Here is a 16,639-nt window from a genome sequence, read left to right as displayed (position 1 = left end):
TCAGGCAAATATACACACTGAAAGCTCTGGCCTGCGCGGTCGATTAGTTGAAGTGAAAGGGACACCGTGTCGAATACCCTGAGCAAATTCTTTAGCCGTCTATTTGGTGGTGGCGGTGGTGGTGATCAGCTACCGGCAAGCGCCCGCCCTGCCAGTCTGCCTGCTACCGCTTCAGAACCGGCAATGAGCGCCGCAGCGGCGCTGGTCAAGGCGACTACGCCAACAGCAACGCCTGTGGCAACACCAGTTAGTGCCGGAACCGATACCAGTAACACGCCAGCGTCACCGGTAATAGCCAGCACCGTCAATGCAGAAAAACTCATTGCCTGGAAACCGGCATTGCCTATCGACAGTCTTTATTTTGACTGGATCATGGGCTATCCGGGTGAAGGCGGCAACGTTGACACTGAACAGACCATCCTGCAGGCCCTGTACAAATTGCTGGCATCTGATCTTAACGATGCCGTCATCGTGCCACGTGTGCCCAGCGTCGTCCCGCAATTGCTGAACAGCCTGCGCAACAAAACCATCTCTGCCGGTGAATTGTCACGTCAGATCGTCAAGGACGTGGTGCTGGTCGGTGAAGTCATCAATACGGTCAACAGCGCCCTGTACAATCCGGCCGACCGTATCAACAGCCTGGAAAAAGCCGTGATGATCCTGGGTGAAGAAGGCTTGCGGCTGGTGATTGCCAAAGTTGCCTTCCGCCCTATCATCAACCTGAACGCCGGACAATTTACCCGCCGTGCTGCACCCCATATCTGGAACCAGTCAGAAAAATGTGCCGTCGCCTGCCACACGCTGGCCCGCAATATTGATCCTTTTCATGCTTTCTTGACGGGGCTGATGAAAAACGTTGGCCTGATCATCGCCTTCCGCCTGCTGGACCAGACTTGCGAACAGGGTAAGTTCAAATATTCAGCCAGTTTCCAGCCTATATTTTCGTCCGTGGCTGCCACCCTGTCGTATCGCATCGCCCAGCGCTGGGAATTCCCGGAGCATGTCATCCTCGCCTTGCAACAGCAGGCAGGCGGGCGCAAGCCCATAGAATGGAGTCCACTCGGACACTTGCTGCATACCGCCGACCTGATCAGCAAGATGCGCCTGCTGGTCAACCATGCGCAATTGGGCAGTAGTGACAAAAAACTCAGGGTAGGCCTGAACCCGGATGAAGTCAGCTGTTTTGATCTGTTGAATGAAATCCAGTTGTATGACACCACTGGCGTACAGCAGCAAGCAGCGGAATTGAAGGAAAGTTAGCGTCAGCCCCTGGCCAACACTCCTGCTGCCAGACTTGTATGGGACAATTGTATGGGACAATACAGTCCCTTCCCGGAACATGCGCGCTTCAGGCCGCAACCGGCGACACATCAACAAGCGGCATCAGCAAACTGGAAGACAGACCATGCATATTCCCGGCCTTGGAACACTGGAAAAAGATCAAGAAAATGGCTGGCATATCAGCCAGACTGTCGTGGTCCCGGCACTGAATCAGCAAGCCTGTACTTTCTTGCTGGAAGGCTATGACGATGCCGACGAGGCGACCAAAACCGCCTATCAAAGCGCCATCACACACTTCATTGCGCTGGATCCAGCCGTCCTGAACAAGGCAGAAGCAGAGATCTTTGCCTATTACCAGGATACAGCCGCTTACCGCAAATCCGAAAAGCTGGATGTGGTACACATCGCCACCGCAGCCGATGTCTGGCAACACATACAGTTCGGTGATGAAGCGCTGGTATGCCAGCGCCCGAATGGCGACAAGACCGTCTATATTTCTGTCGAATGCGATTGCGACTGGGAAGTTGAACAAGGCTTGCAAATCGTCTTTCGCCAGGGCCAGGCGATCAGCAAGCTCGGTCCTTTCGATGACTTCATGAGCAATGCAGATGCCTATGGCGAACCCGGCCTTGATAAAGTCATTTATCAAAGCCGCGGCTAACTTACCACGACCCGTCACCAAGACCAGGGTGTATCAACGCATGGAAAAACTTTTTCCAGAAGCAATCGCCACCCGGTTCCATGCATTCATGACACCAACGGCAAAGGCCAGGTCAACCTGTTCCTTTTCTGTGAAATGTTTCGGCAATGCTTGCTTAAGATCTGCGTCAACATGCTTGCTGGCGATGCCGGTGAGCGCTTCGCTCCAGGCCAATGCGGCCCTTTCACGCTCACTGAAGCAAGGTGCTTCGCGCCAGCATACCAGGCTGTTCAGGCGTTGAAAGTTGTCGCCATGCTCAAGCAGGTCATGCGCATGTTTGTCGACACAAAACGCGCAGCCATTGATTTGTGAAACCCGTAAAAAAACCAGGTCGATGAGGGACTTGCCAAGACTGCTGCTATCGAGGGCAGCATTGACACCCGCCATGGCTTGAGTGGCGGCCGGTGCCAGGCCAGAAAAATTGAGTTGGATTGTCATGATAATGCTCCAGTTAAGGTTAAGAAATGAGAGAAGTCAGAGTCTGTTAAGCATTAATTGCTTGAAGTCCCTATTGCTCTCTTCATCTATAAGACGCTGGAAGAAATCATTTTGTGACAGTCTGATTGAATAATTTCTTAATTATTTTTCGTCGGTATGCGCATACCCTGATAAGCCTGCAATTTATCCGGATTGCGTACGGTGTAAATATCAAGAATTTTTTCACCGTCGCTGACGATGGAGACGGTGCCATCAAGTTTGCCATCAATAAAACGCAGCAAGCCGGGTTCGCCATTGATGTTAACTTCGACAAACTGCATGCGTAGTGCAAAGTTTCGGGCAATCACATGGTACAGACGGGATATGCGACTTGCCCCGTGCAGGACACGGTTGACCGAGGCTACCTTGCCACCGCCATCACCTATCAATTGTGCATCATCGGCAAACAGGGCATTCAGGGCCTTTAAATCACCGCTTTGCGCGGCCACGGAAAACCGCTGCAGCAATTGGCGATGATGATCGCGGCTGACATGAAAGCGGGGTTTATCCTGCTGTACCCGCTCTTTTGCCCTGTGCACCAGTTGGCGGCAGGCTGCTGCCGTCTTGTTGAGCATGCCGGCAACCTCGGGATAATCAACATCAAAGACCTGGTGCAAAAGAAATGCCGCCCGTTCTTCTGCCGACAAACGCTCCAGCATGGTCAAGAAAGCCAGTGACACATCGCTGCTGAATTCGGCCATCAGTTCCGGGGTCTGGTTATCGACTTCGATCAGGGGTTCTGGCAACCAGGGGCCGGTATAGTTTTCACGCTCGCGCTTGAGTACCCGCAGTCTATCCACGCAAAGACGGCTGATGACGGTCACCAGCCAGGCCTGGGGTTCACGGATTTGCAGCACTTCATCCTCACTGAGTGCATGCCAGCGTAGATAGGTGTTTTGCACCAGGTCTTCCGCCTCGGCGCGCGAAGCCAGCATGCGGTAGGCAATACCGAACAGGCGTGGTCTATGGTCAGTAAAGCTTTGCAGGCGGTTCATCATAGTTGTATTCAGAATTAATCGTGATGATAAGACGAAACAGCCTAGCCATTTGTGACAGACAAATAAAAAAAACCACCATTTTTTCAGATGACGGTTTTTTCTTTCGCACTGAAGGCACTCAGAATCTGTGACGTATGCCAGCAATTACACTGGTGGCACGATCCGCCGTGCTGATCTTGTCACTCATCAGCACGCCATAGATATCGGTACGCTTGGACAAGTTATAGTCATACCCGGCCGACAGGGTATCGCGCTTGAGCTCGGTATTGGCGGTCAGCGAGCCATTGCGCCTGGTGTTGGCATAGGCCAGCAAGATATCACCGCCGCCTGCCGGAATCTTGGCGCCCAGGGTGTAAATCTTGTCATCCATTTGCTTGCCTGCTGCCGTGTCATTCTTGCTGGATATATAAGTTGCATACAGCTTGGCCGCTGTCAGGTCGTAACTGCCCCCCACAAAATAGGCAGTCTGATTATTGATGGAAGCAAAGTTCACCGGGGTGGCCGTGGCATCGACAATCGCAGACCCGCCAGTAGGGTTGGATACCTGCACTTTTTGATAGAAGGCACCCAAAGCGAACGGGCCATTGAAGTACAGGGCATTCAAACCGATATTGCGGATACTGGTATCACCGGCTTTTTCGCCAAACTGGTAATGCATATTCGAACTGAAGCCGTCGAAATTGGGCGTGCTGTATATCACCTCATTGCTCCAGCCAGAATCACCCGCGGCTGAATTAGCCCAGCTACGCGCAGCAAAACCACCGGAAGGCACATACCAGTGCAAGACCAGCGGTGACACATCAAAGGAATCACCATAGGGATTGAAAATCACTACCGGTAAAAAACTGGGTGCCAGATCACGGCCAAGCGAAACACGGCCAAAGCTGCCGGACAAAGCAATGTTTGCATCACGCGAAAACAGGGTGTCGCCACTAAAACGGCCAGACTCGCCAGTATCTGCACGCAGGAAGGAAGTCAGCGCAAATTCCGCTTTCAAGCCACCGCCCAGATCTTCTACCCCCTTGAAGCCCAGCCATGATGTCGTCATGCCGCCAGGTGTGATAGCAGCCGTGCTGGCTTTGTCGCCGCTCATTTTGACTGAGCCCACGGACAAATCGACCAGACCCTGCACCGTGACACTGGATTGTGCCAGCGCGCTAGCGGCCAACAGACAAGATGCAACAGCCAACGCCAGGTGTTTCATTTGCATTTTCATCTTTCTTCCTCTTCATCAGGTTAATCAAGTTAATCAAATGGGACTTACGCAAAATTGTCCCGGCAAGGAGCTGCAACGCAGCCGGGGCGGTTTTGCGTAAGTCCTGTCAAATAGTCCCATCCATATCGAAGCATGATTGCAGATTCAACTTTGTTCCCACTCTTTTCATTGCTCAGGGTCTTGCGGTGTGAAACGGGTGGACCTGCATCCAGTGCTGGGCAATGTCGATGCGGCGGCAGATCCAGACCTTGTCATGCGCCTGCAGGTAATCCAGGAAACGTTGCAAGGCGCGAAAACGCCCGGGCCGCCCCAATAAGCGGCAATGCATGCCTATCGACAGCATCTTTGGTGCATTGTCGCCATCCGGATCACCTTCGGCATACAGCACGTCGAAACTGTCTTTCAGGTAATCATAGAAATGGTCGCCGGTATTAAAGCCTTGCGGGGTTGCAAAACGCATGTCATTGCTGTCCAGCGTATACGGCACCACCAGATGCGGCTTGCTTTGCCCGCTGCTGGTGGTCACCTCAGTCCAGAATGGCAGGTCATCACCATAGTAATCAGCGTCATAGGTAAAGCCGCCATGCTCCACCAACAGGCGGCGGGTATTCGGCGAATCGCGCCCGGTATACCAACCCAGTGGGGCTTTGCCAGTCAGTTCACGCAGTATCTGTACTGCCTGCTGCATATGTTCACGCTCGGTCGCTTCATCCATACCCTGGTAATGTATCCAGCGCAGGCCGTGGCAGGCGATTTCATGACCGAGTTCGCCAAAGGCAGTGGTCAATTCCGGATGACGCTGCAAGGCCATCGCCACACCAAAGACAGTCAGCGGCAACTGGCGCTTTTCAAATTCGCGCAAGATGCGCCAGACCCCTGCACGCGAGCCATATTCATAGATGGATTCCATCGACATATGGCGCGCTTCATACGCGGCTGCACCAACGATTTCGGACAAAAACTGCTCGGATGCACGATCACCGTGCAAAACACAGTTCTCGCCACCTTCTTCATAATTCAGTACAAACTGCACGGCTATCCTGGCCTGTTGCGGCCATTGCGCATGGGGCAGATGACGGCCATAGCCTATCAGGTCACGTGGATAATCATTCGGTGTGGACATGCTGGTGTTCTCCGGGAAATGCCGGGCCGGCCTTGCCTGACCCGTGTTTGTTCTGGTCTGTTTCGCTACCGAATGCAAGTGACGTGCCATCTTAGAACCTGTTTGCGATCTTACTGCGCGAGCGCAATCGGAATACACGCGGGGCTCATGCGCTGCTCAAAATGCTCATGTACTTAAGTACATTCCGCTTTTTGCGCTGCGTTTTTGTTACCCTTACCCCGCTGACGCTCGCTACAGATCGTAAACACGTTCCTACTAAGCTGCTACGACAGCTTGTAACAACACGCCCTGGTCTTTTGCATTTACGAAACACGATTGTCAGCAATTTTATGGCAATGTTTATACTGGTTTTAGTATAAGTTCTATTCAGAATTTCTTAGCCATGAATATAGCTTTATCATTAATGCCGCAGCACTGCTACGTGTTGACCACTATGTACTGGCTAAAATGCCGCGTATGCGCCCGCACTCCATAGAGCAATTGCTCATCCAGTCTCTGGCGTTACCTCAATCAATTGGGTGCCTGGCCTACCGTCCACCTGGGGGAAATGGAGTTCATGGTCTTTGCTGGCGATCATGAGCTTTACCATCGTTGCCCATCTCAAGCATATCAAACGACATATTCATGTTGCTAAATGAGTTGCAAAAGCTACGGACAAAAAAATAGCCCGCAAAGTTTGCGGGCTTAAATCCAAACCTTAGTAGGTGTTGGAGGAGACAGGTCCACTTTAATGCGCCGCAACATATTTGTATGCTTTATTCTTAATATATCAGGTATACACAAAACGAATATCTCTATCAACATACATACCACTACTAAATTATTCCCTTTAAAGCACAGATCAGTAGCAATACCAGTTAATTTGTAACAGGTAGTAAATTCTTTGTACCCACCACTATTTCCCCGTAAATCTGCCTTGCATTGCATCAAGAAAAACGCAATTCAGGAATTTTGTGGCGATTACACCATCAGATTAAATCATCAATATAGTCAGCTTCATGACTGCGCCGAAAAAAAGCCAGTCCGCGCAGATTGTCAGGCGCAACGACGCTTTCTATCCTGCGCAAACCCTGATGTTGCAAGACCAGCATGGACTGGGCGACGCCCTGTCGCCGGAATTGCAGTAAATAATAAGATTGACGAAAAAATGGCAAAAAAAAACCCGCAAGTGATTGCGGGTTTAAATCCAAACCTTAGGAGGTGTTGGAGGAGACAGGTGTAACTATATCGCAGCGCAACAAATTCACCAACATCTATTTTCGTATATCAATCATTCAAAAATCATATATTTGGACATATCAAATACAAGACAAGGATTTTTATAAATTGGACATCAAAATGTCATATCCCCGCAATATTGTTAAATTTTCTCTGCAAATGTAAAAGGACAAAAAAAACCCGCGACCTTGCGGTTGCGGGTTAAATCCAAACCTTAGGAGGTGTTGGAGGAGACAGGTACTACTTTACCGCAGTGCAGCAAATAAATCTGCTTTATTTTTTGTATACCCAACATCACTGATGCAAATATCAGACAGTTGTACTTACAAACCAGGCAAGACAGCTCAGGTATTCAAATGGCAGGCAGAAAAATGCCGTGCTGCGATCTGTTTCAGCTCAGGCTTTTCCACGGCGCACCGGGGCATGGCATGTGGGCAACGCGGATGAAAATGGCAACCGGCAGGAGGATGTAGGGGTGAAGGGATTTCGCCCTTGATGGCAACAAAGTCGATCTTGCGCACTTCCAGTTTCGGGGCGGAAGCCAGCAAAGCCTGGGTGTAGGGATGATTGGCATGCCCGAAAATTTCGGCGGTCGCTGCCGATTCCACGATGCGCCCCAGGTACATGATGGCGACCCGGTCAGACACATGCCTGACGACACCCAGGTCATGGCTGATGAACAGATAGGTCAGCTCAAGCTCATCGCGCAGGCGTATGAACAGATTCAGTACTTGCGCCTGTATCGATACATCGAGTGCGGCCACGGCCTCGTCACAAACCAGCAATTCCGGCTTCACGGCCAAGGCCCGGGCAATGCCGACACGGGCACGTTGACCACCAGAAAACTGATGCGGGAAACGCCGCAGTACAGCCGGGTCCAGCCCCACTTTTTGCAGGATTTGTTCTACATACTCGGCCTGTTCATTGGCCTTGATCAGACCATGCACTACTGGTGCCTCACCGATGATGTCCAGCACACGCATGCGCGGATTCAGCGAGGCATATGGGTCTTGAAATATCATCTGCATGGCCAGCTTCATTTTTTGCTGGGCTGACTTGTCTGCCAATGCCAGGTCATTTCCACGCCACCAGCGCGTGCCATCAGACAAGCCATGCAAACCGACGGCCATACGCCCCAGTGTCGATTTGCCGCAACCGGATTCACCGACCAGACCCAGCACTTCACCAACACGCAGGGACAAATCAATATTGTCCACGGCATGCACGATATCAGGTACTGCCGCGGCCCCCAGCCATTGCGTCAGCCTGGCTGTCAGAGCTACGGGTTTGGCAAAACGCTTGCTGACGCCGCGTAGTTCCAGCAAGGGGGTGTCGTCCACTGGCATGGCTTTAATCACTTCAGACATGCGCGGCTCCGGCTCTCGGACTGCCCGTGCTGTGCATAGGATGGAAGCACAGCACGCTGCGCCCATCCGTCTGCTGCAAAGGCGGCACCTGCTCACAAGCCGTACTGGCACGTTCGCAACGATTGCGAAAAGCACAGCCGGACGGCAGATTCAGCAAGGAAGGCGTAGCGCCGGGTATCTGGTGCAGGGTCTGGCCATGCAGGTTACGTGACGGTGAGGAGGCAATCAGGCCGTGGGTATAGGGATGCAAGGCTTGCTCCAGCACCTGGCTAACCGTGCCGCTTTCGACGATCTTGCCGGCATACATGACGCTGACAGTATCCGCCAGCCCGGCCACCACCGATAAGTCATGAGTAATCCAGATCAGGGCAGTGCCGGATTCTCTGCACAGCTTCTGCATTTCATACAATATCTGCCCCTGTATGGTGACATCGAGTGCGGTGGTCGGTTCATCGCAAATAATCAGTTCAGGCTGGTTCAGCAGGGCAATCGCAATCGCCACCCTTTGCCGCATGCCGCCGGAAAACTGATGCGGATACGCCAGCAGTCTTTCATCTGGCGAAGCAATGCCGACTTTCACCAAGGCCGCACGCGCCATCTCGCGGGCGCTTTCGCGGCTGACCTGCTGATGGGCAGAGATGGTTTCCATCATCTGGGTATCGATGCGCAAGACCGGGTTCAGGGTCATCATCGGGTCCTGGAAAATCATGGCGATACGGTTGCCGCGAATTTGCCGCATGGCTTCTGCCGACAGGCCACGCAAATCCTGGCCCTTGAACAAGACCTGGCCACCACTGACCTTACCAGGCGCATCAACCAGGCCCATGATGGAATACGCGGTCATGGATTTGCCAGAACCGGATTCGCCGACCAGACCCATGATCTGTCCGGGCTGCACACTGAATGACACATCGTTTACCGGCTGGACAGTACCGTCCCGGCTTTTGAATTCTGTTTGCAGATTTTGCACTTCCAGTGTCGCCATAGTCATGTCCATTTCACCTATTGCGTCTGCAAGCGCGGATTGAGTACATCACGCAAATGATCAGCTACCAGATTGATGGACACCACCGTCAGCAACAAGGCCAGACCAGGGAAGAAACTGATCCAGTATTTACCCGACAGCAGGTATTGAAAGCCATTGGCAATCAACAATCCCAGCGAAGGTTCGGTCACCGGCAAACCCAACCCAAGGAAGGACAGTGTTGCTTCCAGCGAAATGGCCGAAGCCACCTGCAAGGCAGCAATCACAATCAGCGGTGGCAGGCAGTTGGGCAATAAATGACGCCAGATGATGCGTGCCGGTGACAAGCCCAGGCCAACTGCCGCTTCTATATATTCCTTACGTCTTTCCACCAGCGCCGCACTACGTGCCGTGCGGGCATAATAAGCCCACTGTACCAGTACCAGCGCCAGGATGATCTTGCCCACGCCCTGCCCGGTCAGGGCCAGCAAGATCAGGGCAATCAGGATCGCCGGGAAGGACAACTGTATATCGGCGATACGCATGATCAGTGCTTCGCTGCGGCCGCCCCGATAACCGGCCAGCAAACCCAGGCCCAGGCCAATGAAGAGGGCAATCACGGTGCTGGAAAAACCAACGACGAGGGAAATCCTCAGCCCATAAAAAATCGCCGACAGCATGTCGCGCCCCTGTTCATCGGTGCCGAGTAAAAAAGTGTGCAGGCCATCGGCAGACACTTTGCCTGGCTCCAGCCGTGAATCCATGACATCCAGCGCCGCCAGGTCATAAGGATTTTGTGGCGATATCAGTGGCGCAAACAGGGCCACCAAGACCAGCAGCAATAACACCAGACTGCCGAGGGTCGCGATGCGGCTGGCAAAAAAATCACGTAGGAAACGTCGCAACGGCGTTTCGGCAATGTGGGTAGATGGCTGGCTGGTCGATAGCATGGAGGTTCAGGCCTGGTTATCGGACAGGCGTACACGCGGGTCCAGCAAGGAATACAGTACATCCACCACCAGATTGATGAGGATGAACAGGCTGACGATCAGCAACAGATAGGCGACGATAACTGGCCGGTCCAGTACCCGTATCGAATCAATGATCAGCTTACCCATGCCAGGCCAGGCAAATACCGATTCAGTCACAATTGCAAAGGCAATGATGGAACCGAATTGCAGGGCGATCACCGTCACTATCGGTATCAGGATATTTTTCAACACATGCACGCCTATGATGCGGCTATTGCGCAAGCCCTTGGCACGGGCAAAGCGCACGTAGTCTTGCAACAAGGCTTCCTGCGCGCCTGAGCGTGTCAGGCGTATCACCATGGCGATATTGAACAGGGCCAGGTTCAGGGCTGGCAAGAGCAGATGCCTGAGGCCATCGGCACTCAGGAAACTGACCGGCACACCCAATAGCAACACAGTTTCGCCGCGGCCACTGGAAGGCAGCCAGCCCAGTTGTACAGCAAATACCATGATCATCATCAGGCCCACCCAGAAGGTAGGTAAAGAAAACCCGAGTATGGAGATGGCCATGATGCTTTTGCCGGCCAGGCTGTCAGGCCGTAGCCCCGCCAGCAACCCCAAGGGTATACCCAGCGCGATGGAAATCAGGATAGCAAACACTGCCAGTTCCAGCGTCGCTGGCATGCGTTCCAGTATCAAGCCCAATGCTGGCGTGGCATGGGCGAACGATAGCCCCATGTCGCCGGACAAGGCATTGCGCAGGAACAACCAGTATTGTTGCGGCAAACTCTGATCCAGGCCAAAGGCGGCGATGATGCGCGCACGTTCGATCTGATCGGCATCCGGGCTGATCAGCACATCGACCGGATTGCCTATCGCATACACACCGGCAAACACCAGCAGCGACATCACCAGCAAGACAGCCAGGCTTTGCAGCAGGCGACGCAAGATAAACTCCAGCATCAGTCAGGCCTGCCTGGTGAGCACAGGCAACGCACAGACAATATGCAGGCAAGGCAAAGCCATCGCCGGATGCACGATCCGCGTATGGGTACAGCACTGCTTGAGAGAGTTCTTCATCATTGACGGTCTATATGCTTTCTTTACCTGCGGAAATTCCTAGCCGGCGGATGCGGTTTGCCTGTTTTGCGGAATTTTACAGGCTTTGCCATAGTGCCGTGCTGCCGGGCAAAGCCTGGCGGCTGTCTTGCCTGCAAGCCAGCATGCTACTACCACAGCAATTCAACTGGCAAACCCGTTTTTGTAGAATGGATATACGGTCTGCGACTACCAGCATGCATGGAATCTGGTATCTTTCTCTATATGGAGAAAGACATGCAAACAGGCCCATGAATCGGGCCCTGGCTGAGCTTTTTCATCAACGGGATGATATCCTGATAAGAATAATGTGTATTTATGACCATGCGCCTGCCCATGGCTGCAATACACGATACGCGGTACGGAGACAATAATGAAACTGATCGATCCCATAGTGCAATTTCATGCTGAAATCCAGCAAATCCGACGTGATATTCATGCGCATCCCGAGCTGTGCTATGAAGAACACCGGACTTCCGAAGTCGTGGCGCAAAAACTGCAAGCCTGGGGCATCCCTGTGGTGCGTGGCCTGGGCGGCACCGGCGTGCTGGGTATATTAAAGAATGGCAGCAGCGAACGCGCCATAGGCTTGCGGGCCGACATGGATGCCCTGCCCATGCAGGAAATCAATACCTTTGCCCATACCTCCCAACATGCGGGAAAAATGCATGCCTGCGGGCATGATGGCCATACCGCCATGTTGCTGGGCGCGGCCCATTATCTGTCGCAATACAAGGATTTTGACGGCACCGTCTACCTGATCTTCCAGCCTGCCGAAGAAGGGGGTGGCGGTGCCAGACGCATGATAGAAGAGGGCTTGTTCGACAAATATCCCATGGATGCGGTGTTTGGCATGCACAACTGGCCTGGCGTAGCGGTCGGCACCTTTGGTGTCACAGCCGGCCCCATGATGGCTTCATCAAATGAATTCGAAGTCGTGGTCAAGGGCAAGGGTGCCCATGCAGCCCAGCCACACAAGGGTATAGACCCGATTATCGTGGCAATACAGATCGCCCAGAGCTGGCAAACCGTCGTCAGCCGCAATGCCAGCCCGCTGGAATCAGCCGTGCTGTCAGTGACGCAGATCCATTCTGGCAGTGCGACCAATGTCATCCCTGACGATGCCACGCTGATAGGTACGGTACGTGCGTTCAGTACAGAGATGATCGATCTGATAGAAAAACGCATGCAGGCCATCGCCGAACACACGGCGGCGGCGTTCGATGCCCAGGTGGATTTCCAGTTCAATCGCAATTACCCGCCACTGATCAATCACGCCAAAGAGACTGCTTTCGCTGCCGAAGTCATGCGCAGCGTGGTCGGTGACGACCATGTCAACGCCCAGGTGGAACCCACCATGGGTGCCGAAGATTTTGCCTTCATGCTGCAGGCCAAGCCGGGCTGCTATGCCTTCATCGGTAATGGCGATGGTGATCACCGTGACATGGGTCATGGCCTGGGGCCTTGCAATCTGCACAACCCCAGCTATGATTTCAACGACGATTTGTTACCCATAGGTGCAACTTATTGGGTCAGACTGGCCGAAGCCCACTTGAAAAAAGCGACTTAGGTAGCCATGTAAGTAACCATCTAAGTAGCCATATTAACCACCAGAATCATCATTACTGAATCATTCAAGCCCAACATTAACCAAGACTTCACTAAGACTTCCATGGCCGACGACAAAGACAACAACGATATACAACGCAGCCCTTTTCTTGAAGAAAAGGCCTTTAAATCCCGTACCGTGCTGGTATTTGGCACCATCAACGACAAACTGGCAGCCGAAGTCAGCAAGCGCCTGATCGCGCTGGCGGCAGAATCGAAAGACCCGATCACCATCCTGGTCTCTTCCCCTGGTGGTCACGTGGAATCAGGCGATGTCATCCATGACATCGTCAAGTTCATCGATGCCCCAGTCAATATGGTGGGTACAGGCTGGGTTGGCAGTGCAGCAGTCAATGTGTTCCTGTCGGTGCCGAAAGAACGCCGCGTCTGCCTGCCAAATACACGTTTCCTGATTCATCAGCCTAGCGGTGGTTGCGGTGGTCAGGCAACCGATATCGCCATCCAGGCACGTGAAATCGTCAAGGTACGCGAACGCATCGCCGCCCTGATCGCCAAAGAATCTGGCCAGACACTGGAAAAAGTCACGGCCGATATCGACCGCGATTACTGGATGAGCGCCGCTGAAGCCAGCGAATATGGCCTGGTATCACGCATTATCGTCAAACAGACAGAATTGAGCTGATTTCTGCCAGGCAGACCAAGGCCTGAACAGTAGGATCATAAGCAGGTTCTAAGTAGCAAGATCAGGTCATCCACATAGGCACTATGCGGATGACCTTTTTGCTTTCTGAAACCTTTCTAAAATTCTTCCCAGTCAGATTGCCCACCATTCACCACCGCTTCTTTCCGTGAAACAGCCGTTGTATTCGCCGCTATGGCTGGGCGGGCCACTCTGACTATCGGTTTCAGCGCTGGCTGCGCGGCCCGCGTCATCGTCGGGACAGCCAGTCTGTCAGCGGCTTGCCGGGGTCGGTCGCCGGATTGATCGAGCTTGAAAATACTCACGACTTGACTCAGGGTGGCCGCCTGTTCCTGCAAGGCCGCTGCCGCTGCGGCAGCCTGTTCCACCAGCGCTGCATTTTGCTGGGTGACCTGGTCCATCTGTATGATGGCGGTATTGATCTGGTCTATGCCGGAACTCTGCTCCGATCCGGCTGCCGTAATCTCGCTGATGATGTCACTCACGCGTTTGACGCTTTCCACCACTTCTTTCATGGTGGAACCGGCCAGATCGACCAGGCGCGTACCCTGGTCGACTTTTTCTACCGAATCATTGATCAGGTCCTTGATTTCTTTGGCGGCACTGGCCGAACGCTGCGCCAGATTGCGTACTTCCGACGCCACCACGGCAAAACCACGGCCCTGTTCGCCAGCCCGTGCAGCTTCCACCGCCGCATTCAAGGCCAGAATATTGGTCTGGAAGGCGATGCCGTCAATGACCGCAATGATATCGACAATCTTTTTCGATGAAGCATTGATGAAGCCCATGGTGTCCACCACCTGCGACACCACATCCCCCCCCTTTTGAGCCACGGCCGAGGCCGAGTGGGATAGTTGATGGGCCTGGCGCGCATTGTCACTGTTTTGTTTGACGGTCGACGCCAGTTCTTCCATCGACGACGCGGTTTCTTCGAGTGAACCAGCCTGGCTTTCAGTGCGTGCAGACAAATCCATATTACCGCTAGCTATTTCTGTCGAGGCTGTCGCAATCAGGTCAGTACCGGTGCGCACTTCGCTGACGACAGACAGCAAGTTGCCATTCATCTCTTTCAGGGCCTGCAATAACTCACCGGTTTCATCCCTGGATTTAACTTCGATATCACTGGTCAGGTCACCGGATGCCACCGTTTTGGCAACCCTGACAGCCTCCTGCAAGGGACGGGCCACCACTCTGGCTATCCAGTAAGCCAGCAATAAACCCAGCGCAATGGTCAGCAGGATCAAACCCAGTATCAGGGTCCTGGAATGGGAATAAATAGCTTCACCAAGGTGATAGGCGGCAGTGCCCCCCTCAGAATTGATCTGCACCATCTGGTCTGTCATCTTAAGTATTTCGGCATTCAGTCTGGAGGATTCTCCACGCAAGGTCGTACGTGCCTCTTCCATATTGCCGGCGTTGGCCTGCTCTGTCAGTTTTTTGGCCTGGATGGCGTACAAATCCCACAGCTTGGTGTATTCCGCAAATTTTTTTTGTTCATCTGCAGAACTGATCAGTTTGACGTAGTCTCCCTCATATTTCTTCAACTCGGCCACATAGTCTTGCCAGCGCTGTTCATATTTTTTCAGATTCTCTGCATCGCCTGCCGACAACACGATCTGCATTTCCTGGGTACGCAGGCGCGAGATTCTTTCCTTGATGCCCATGGCAGCATTCACACTGGGCATCCAGTTGGTGCCCAGTTCCAGTGCAGTCTGGTTGACGCGTGATAATTGAAAGATGGAAAAACTGCCCAGAAAGGCAGTCAATATCAACAGCAGAATGAAACCCACAAACAGCTTGGCTGAAATCCTCAGGTTATTAAACAATTTCATAGCGAGTCCTCAGGTAAAAGAACGGCACGATGCGATCAAAGGGAAATGAGGCGGGACGGATGGACTACTAAGGTAGTTTTAGTTGATATTTATACAAAAATCAACTTCCTGATGCGAATTGGCACACGAAACCGGATTCTCGTTGTAAAAATTGCCAAGGCAGAAGGCAAACTCATCACTGGCATGCGGTGTAAAACCTGTATCTGCCTTGCTTCAACGTGATGAAATTCAGATGGATAAAGAAGCTGAATGACAGCTTTGACTCTCGGAACGCAATGTTTTGCGCTCTCGCCAAAGAACGGAATTCGGCCACCGGGCCGAGACCCGGCTTGGTTCTACGAAGGGCAATTTCTTAATCAAAGTACGACGTGCAACGATGCCCATATGCAGGAGAGACGAAACGACGAATACGTGTTTGATAGCACAGTGTTGGGTTGATAAAGCGTAGCCTGGCGAGGCCCGACCCAACCTACAGCTAATGATTTACGTTGAGGCGACAAGTACCTTGCCACACACCGCAGTCGAAATCAGTGCTCTTGCTGTTGAAGTTGTAGCCAAAATAATTCTGGCTGGTCGGGTCATTGTTCAACACATAGTTTTTTCCGAATTGTGCGACCTGGTTCAAGGTCACACCACCTTTATCAGGTGTATAGCTGGTGATTTTGTTATAGGTGGAAAACACGGTGATCACCGTATCTTTGCGCAGGCTGCGCTGCAATTTGAACTGGTAATTATCTTCCGTCACGCCACTGTAAGTCAGGTAACCATCGGTAGTCAGGCGTGAGCCGTTGAACATGAAATGGGTATCACCAAAATGCGAGGAAATACCGCTATCAAGTTGTACACCCAGCATTTTTGTATTCCACGAACCAAAAGTCGCATACGGTGTGAAATTGAAATCCTGCGACAACTCTTAGTAAAACAGGTTGATGGAACCGCCAAATGTTGCCTGCCCCAGATTGCTGGCATTGCCCGGGCCACGTTCTATCGCCAAGCCACCGATGATGCGCGCCGGGAAATAAGAAGTCGAATGGTGGGTAGAAAGCCCGCCAGTGTAGGAAAGCGATATGACAAGAACGTGTAATGAAGATGGCCGTTTTGTGACACTACAAAAAAAAACGGAGC

General features: G+C 52.6%; 16 protein-coding genes and 1 pseudogene. 6 read left to right on the top strand and 11 right to left on the bottom strand.

Annotated elements, in window-relative coordinates; genetic code table 11:
• Positions 1 to 66 precede the first annotated feature (66 nt).
• Both ACO0K9_RS08705 and ACO0K9_RS08700 read left to right on the top strand, forming a co-directional pair.
• The gene (locus ACO0K9_RS08705; RefSeq protein ID WP_422983862.1) at positions 67 to 1,260 is read left to right on the top strand and encodes an HDOD domain-containing protein; all 1,194 of its coding nucleotides are present in this window, start codon (positions 67 to 69) and stop codon (positions 1,258 to 1,260) included.
• A gap of 145 nt (positions 1,261 to 1,405) precedes the next feature.
• Positions 1,406 to 1,942 (top strand): DUF6985 domain-containing protein, encoded by a 537-nt coding sequence (locus ACO0K9_RS08700; protein WP_422983860.1) that lies wholly within the window; start codon positions 1,406 to 1,408, stop codon positions 1,940 to 1,942.
• Between the two features lie 33 nt (positions 1,943 to 1,975).
• Here the strand turns inward: ACO0K9_RS08700 and ACO0K9_RS08695 are convergent, their stop codons facing one another.
• The 4 genes from ACO0K9_RS08695 to puuE all read right to left on the bottom strand — a co-directional run bounded on the left by ACO0K9_RS08695 (position 1,976) and on the right by puuE (position 5,795).
• Positions 1,976 to 2,419, bottom strand: a complete 444-nt coding sequence (locus ACO0K9_RS08695) for a carboxymuconolactone decarboxylase family protein (protein WP_422983858.1) — start codon at positions 2,417 to 2,419, stop codon at positions 1,976 to 1,978.
• Positions 2,420 to 2,556: 137 nt separating this feature from the next.
• Positions 2,557 to 3,453 carry an RNA polymerase sigma-70 factor gene (locus tag ACO0K9_RS08690; protein ID WP_422983856.1) on the bottom strand — a complete coding sequence of 299 codons (897 nt, stop codon included), beginning with the start codon at positions 3,451 to 3,453 and terminating at the stop codon, positions 2,557 to 2,559.
• A gap of 121 nt (positions 3,454 to 3,574) precedes the next feature.
• The gene (locus ACO0K9_RS08685; RefSeq protein WP_422983854.1) at positions 3,575 to 4,672 is read right to left on the bottom strand and encodes a porin; all 1,098 of its coding nucleotides are present in this window, start codon (positions 4,670 to 4,672) and stop codon (positions 3,575 to 3,577) included.
• Between the two features lie 172 nt (positions 4,673 to 4,844).
• Positions 4,845 to 5,795, bottom strand: a complete 951-nt coding sequence (gene puuE, locus ACO0K9_RS08680) for an allantoinase PuuE (protein WP_422984363.1) — start codon at positions 5,793 to 5,795, stop codon at positions 4,845 to 4,847.
• Positions 5,796 to 6,288: 493 nt separating this feature from the next.
• Here puuE and ACO0K9_RS08675 point away from each other — a divergent pair.
• Together ACO0K9_RS08675 and ACO0K9_RS08670 are read left to right on the top strand one after the other, a co-directional pair.
• Positions 6,289 to 6,433, top strand: a pseudogene (locus ACO0K9_RS08675) (DUF817 family protein); the annotation flags it as partial.
• A 360-nt stretch (positions 6,434 to 6,793) separates the two neighbouring features.
• Entirely contained in the window at positions 6,794 to 6,922 is a 129-nt protein-coding gene (locus tag ACO0K9_RS08670) for a hypothetical protein (RefSeq protein WP_422983852.1), read from the top strand.
• A gap of 435 nt (positions 6,923 to 7,357) precedes the next feature.
• On the opposite strand, the gene ACO0K9_RS08665 is transcribed toward ACO0K9_RS08670, so the two are convergent.
• The 5 genes from ACO0K9_RS08665 to ACO0K9_RS08645 form a co-directional block, all read right to left on the bottom strand.
• The gene (locus tag ACO0K9_RS08665; RefSeq protein WP_422983850.1) at positions 7,358 to 8,380 is read right to left on the bottom strand and encodes an ABC transporter ATP-binding protein; all 1,023 of its coding nucleotides are present in this window, start codon (positions 8,378 to 8,380) and stop codon (positions 7,358 to 7,360) included.
• Positions 8,373 to 9,371: an ABC transporter ATP-binding protein gene (locus ACO0K9_RS08660; protein WP_422983848.1), complete on the bottom strand. Its 999-nt coding sequence runs from the start codon at positions 9,369 to 9,371 to the stop codon at positions 8,373 to 8,375. Before ACO0K9_RS08660 ends, ACO0K9_RS08665 begins: the two co-directional genes overlap by 8 nt.
• An 11-nt stretch (positions 9,372 to 9,382) precedes the next feature.
• Positions 9,383 to 10,294 (bottom strand): ABC transporter permease, encoded by a 912-nt coding sequence (locus ACO0K9_RS08655; RefSeq protein ID WP_422983846.1) that lies wholly within the window; start codon positions 10,292 to 10,294, stop codon positions 9,383 to 9,385.
• Positions 10,295 to 10,300: 6 nt separating this feature from the next.
• Positions 10,301 to 11,278 carry an ABC transporter permease gene (locus tag ACO0K9_RS08650; RefSeq protein ID WP_422983844.1) on the bottom strand — a complete coding sequence of 326 codons (978 nt, stop codon included), beginning with the start codon at positions 11,276 to 11,278 and terminating at the stop codon, positions 10,301 to 10,303.
• A 193-nt stretch (positions 11,279 to 11,471) separates the two neighbouring features.
• The gene (locus tag ACO0K9_RS08645; RefSeq protein WP_422983842.1) at positions 11,472 to 11,612 is read right to left on the bottom strand and encodes a hypothetical protein; all 141 of its coding nucleotides are present in this window, start codon (positions 11,610 to 11,612) and stop codon (positions 11,472 to 11,474) included.
• Between the two features lie 174 nt (positions 11,613 to 11,786).
• Here ACO0K9_RS08645 and ACO0K9_RS08640 point away from each other — a divergent pair, with 174 nt between their 5' ends.
• Both ACO0K9_RS08640 and ACO0K9_RS08635 read left to right on the top strand, forming a co-directional pair.
• Positions 11,787 to 12,983: a M20 aminoacylase family protein gene (locus ACO0K9_RS08640; protein WP_422983840.1), complete on the top strand. Its 1,197-nt coding sequence runs from the start codon at positions 11,787 to 11,789 to the stop codon at positions 12,981 to 12,983.
• A gap of 102 nt (positions 12,984 to 13,085) precedes the next feature.
• Complete coding sequence (locus tag ACO0K9_RS08635) at positions 13,086 to 13,664, top strand: ATP-dependent Clp protease proteolytic subunit (protein WP_422983838.1); 579 nt, start codon at positions 13,086 to 13,088, stop codon at positions 13,662 to 13,664.
• Positions 13,665 to 13,780: 116 nt separating this feature from the next.
• On the opposite strand, the gene ACO0K9_RS08630 is transcribed toward ACO0K9_RS08635, so the two are convergent.
• Both ACO0K9_RS08630 and ACO0K9_RS08625 read right to left on the bottom strand, forming a co-directional pair.
• Positions 13,781 to 15,514 carry a methyl-accepting chemotaxis protein gene (locus ACO0K9_RS08630; RefSeq protein WP_422983836.1) on the bottom strand — a complete coding sequence of 578 codons (1,734 nt, stop codon included), beginning with the start codon at positions 15,512 to 15,514 and terminating at the stop codon, positions 13,781 to 13,783.
• A 475-nt stretch (positions 15,515 to 15,989) separates the two neighbouring features.
• Positions 15,990 to 16,367 (bottom strand): hypothetical protein, encoded by a 378-nt coding sequence (locus ACO0K9_RS08625; RefSeq protein ID WP_422983834.1) that lies wholly within the window; start codon positions 16,365 to 16,367, stop codon positions 15,990 to 15,992.
• Between the last annotated feature and the right edge of the window lie 272 nt (positions 16,368 to 16,639).

The organism is Undibacterium sp. Ji50W, from assembly GCF_049340445.1.
In the GTDB taxonomy this organism is placed as follows: domain Bacteria; phylum Pseudomonadota; class Gammaproteobacteria; order Burkholderiales; family Burkholderiaceae_D; genus Undibacterium.
The sequence above is the reverse complement of the archived record's forward strand: the minus strand, read 5'-3'. Positions and strand labels throughout refer to the sequence as shown.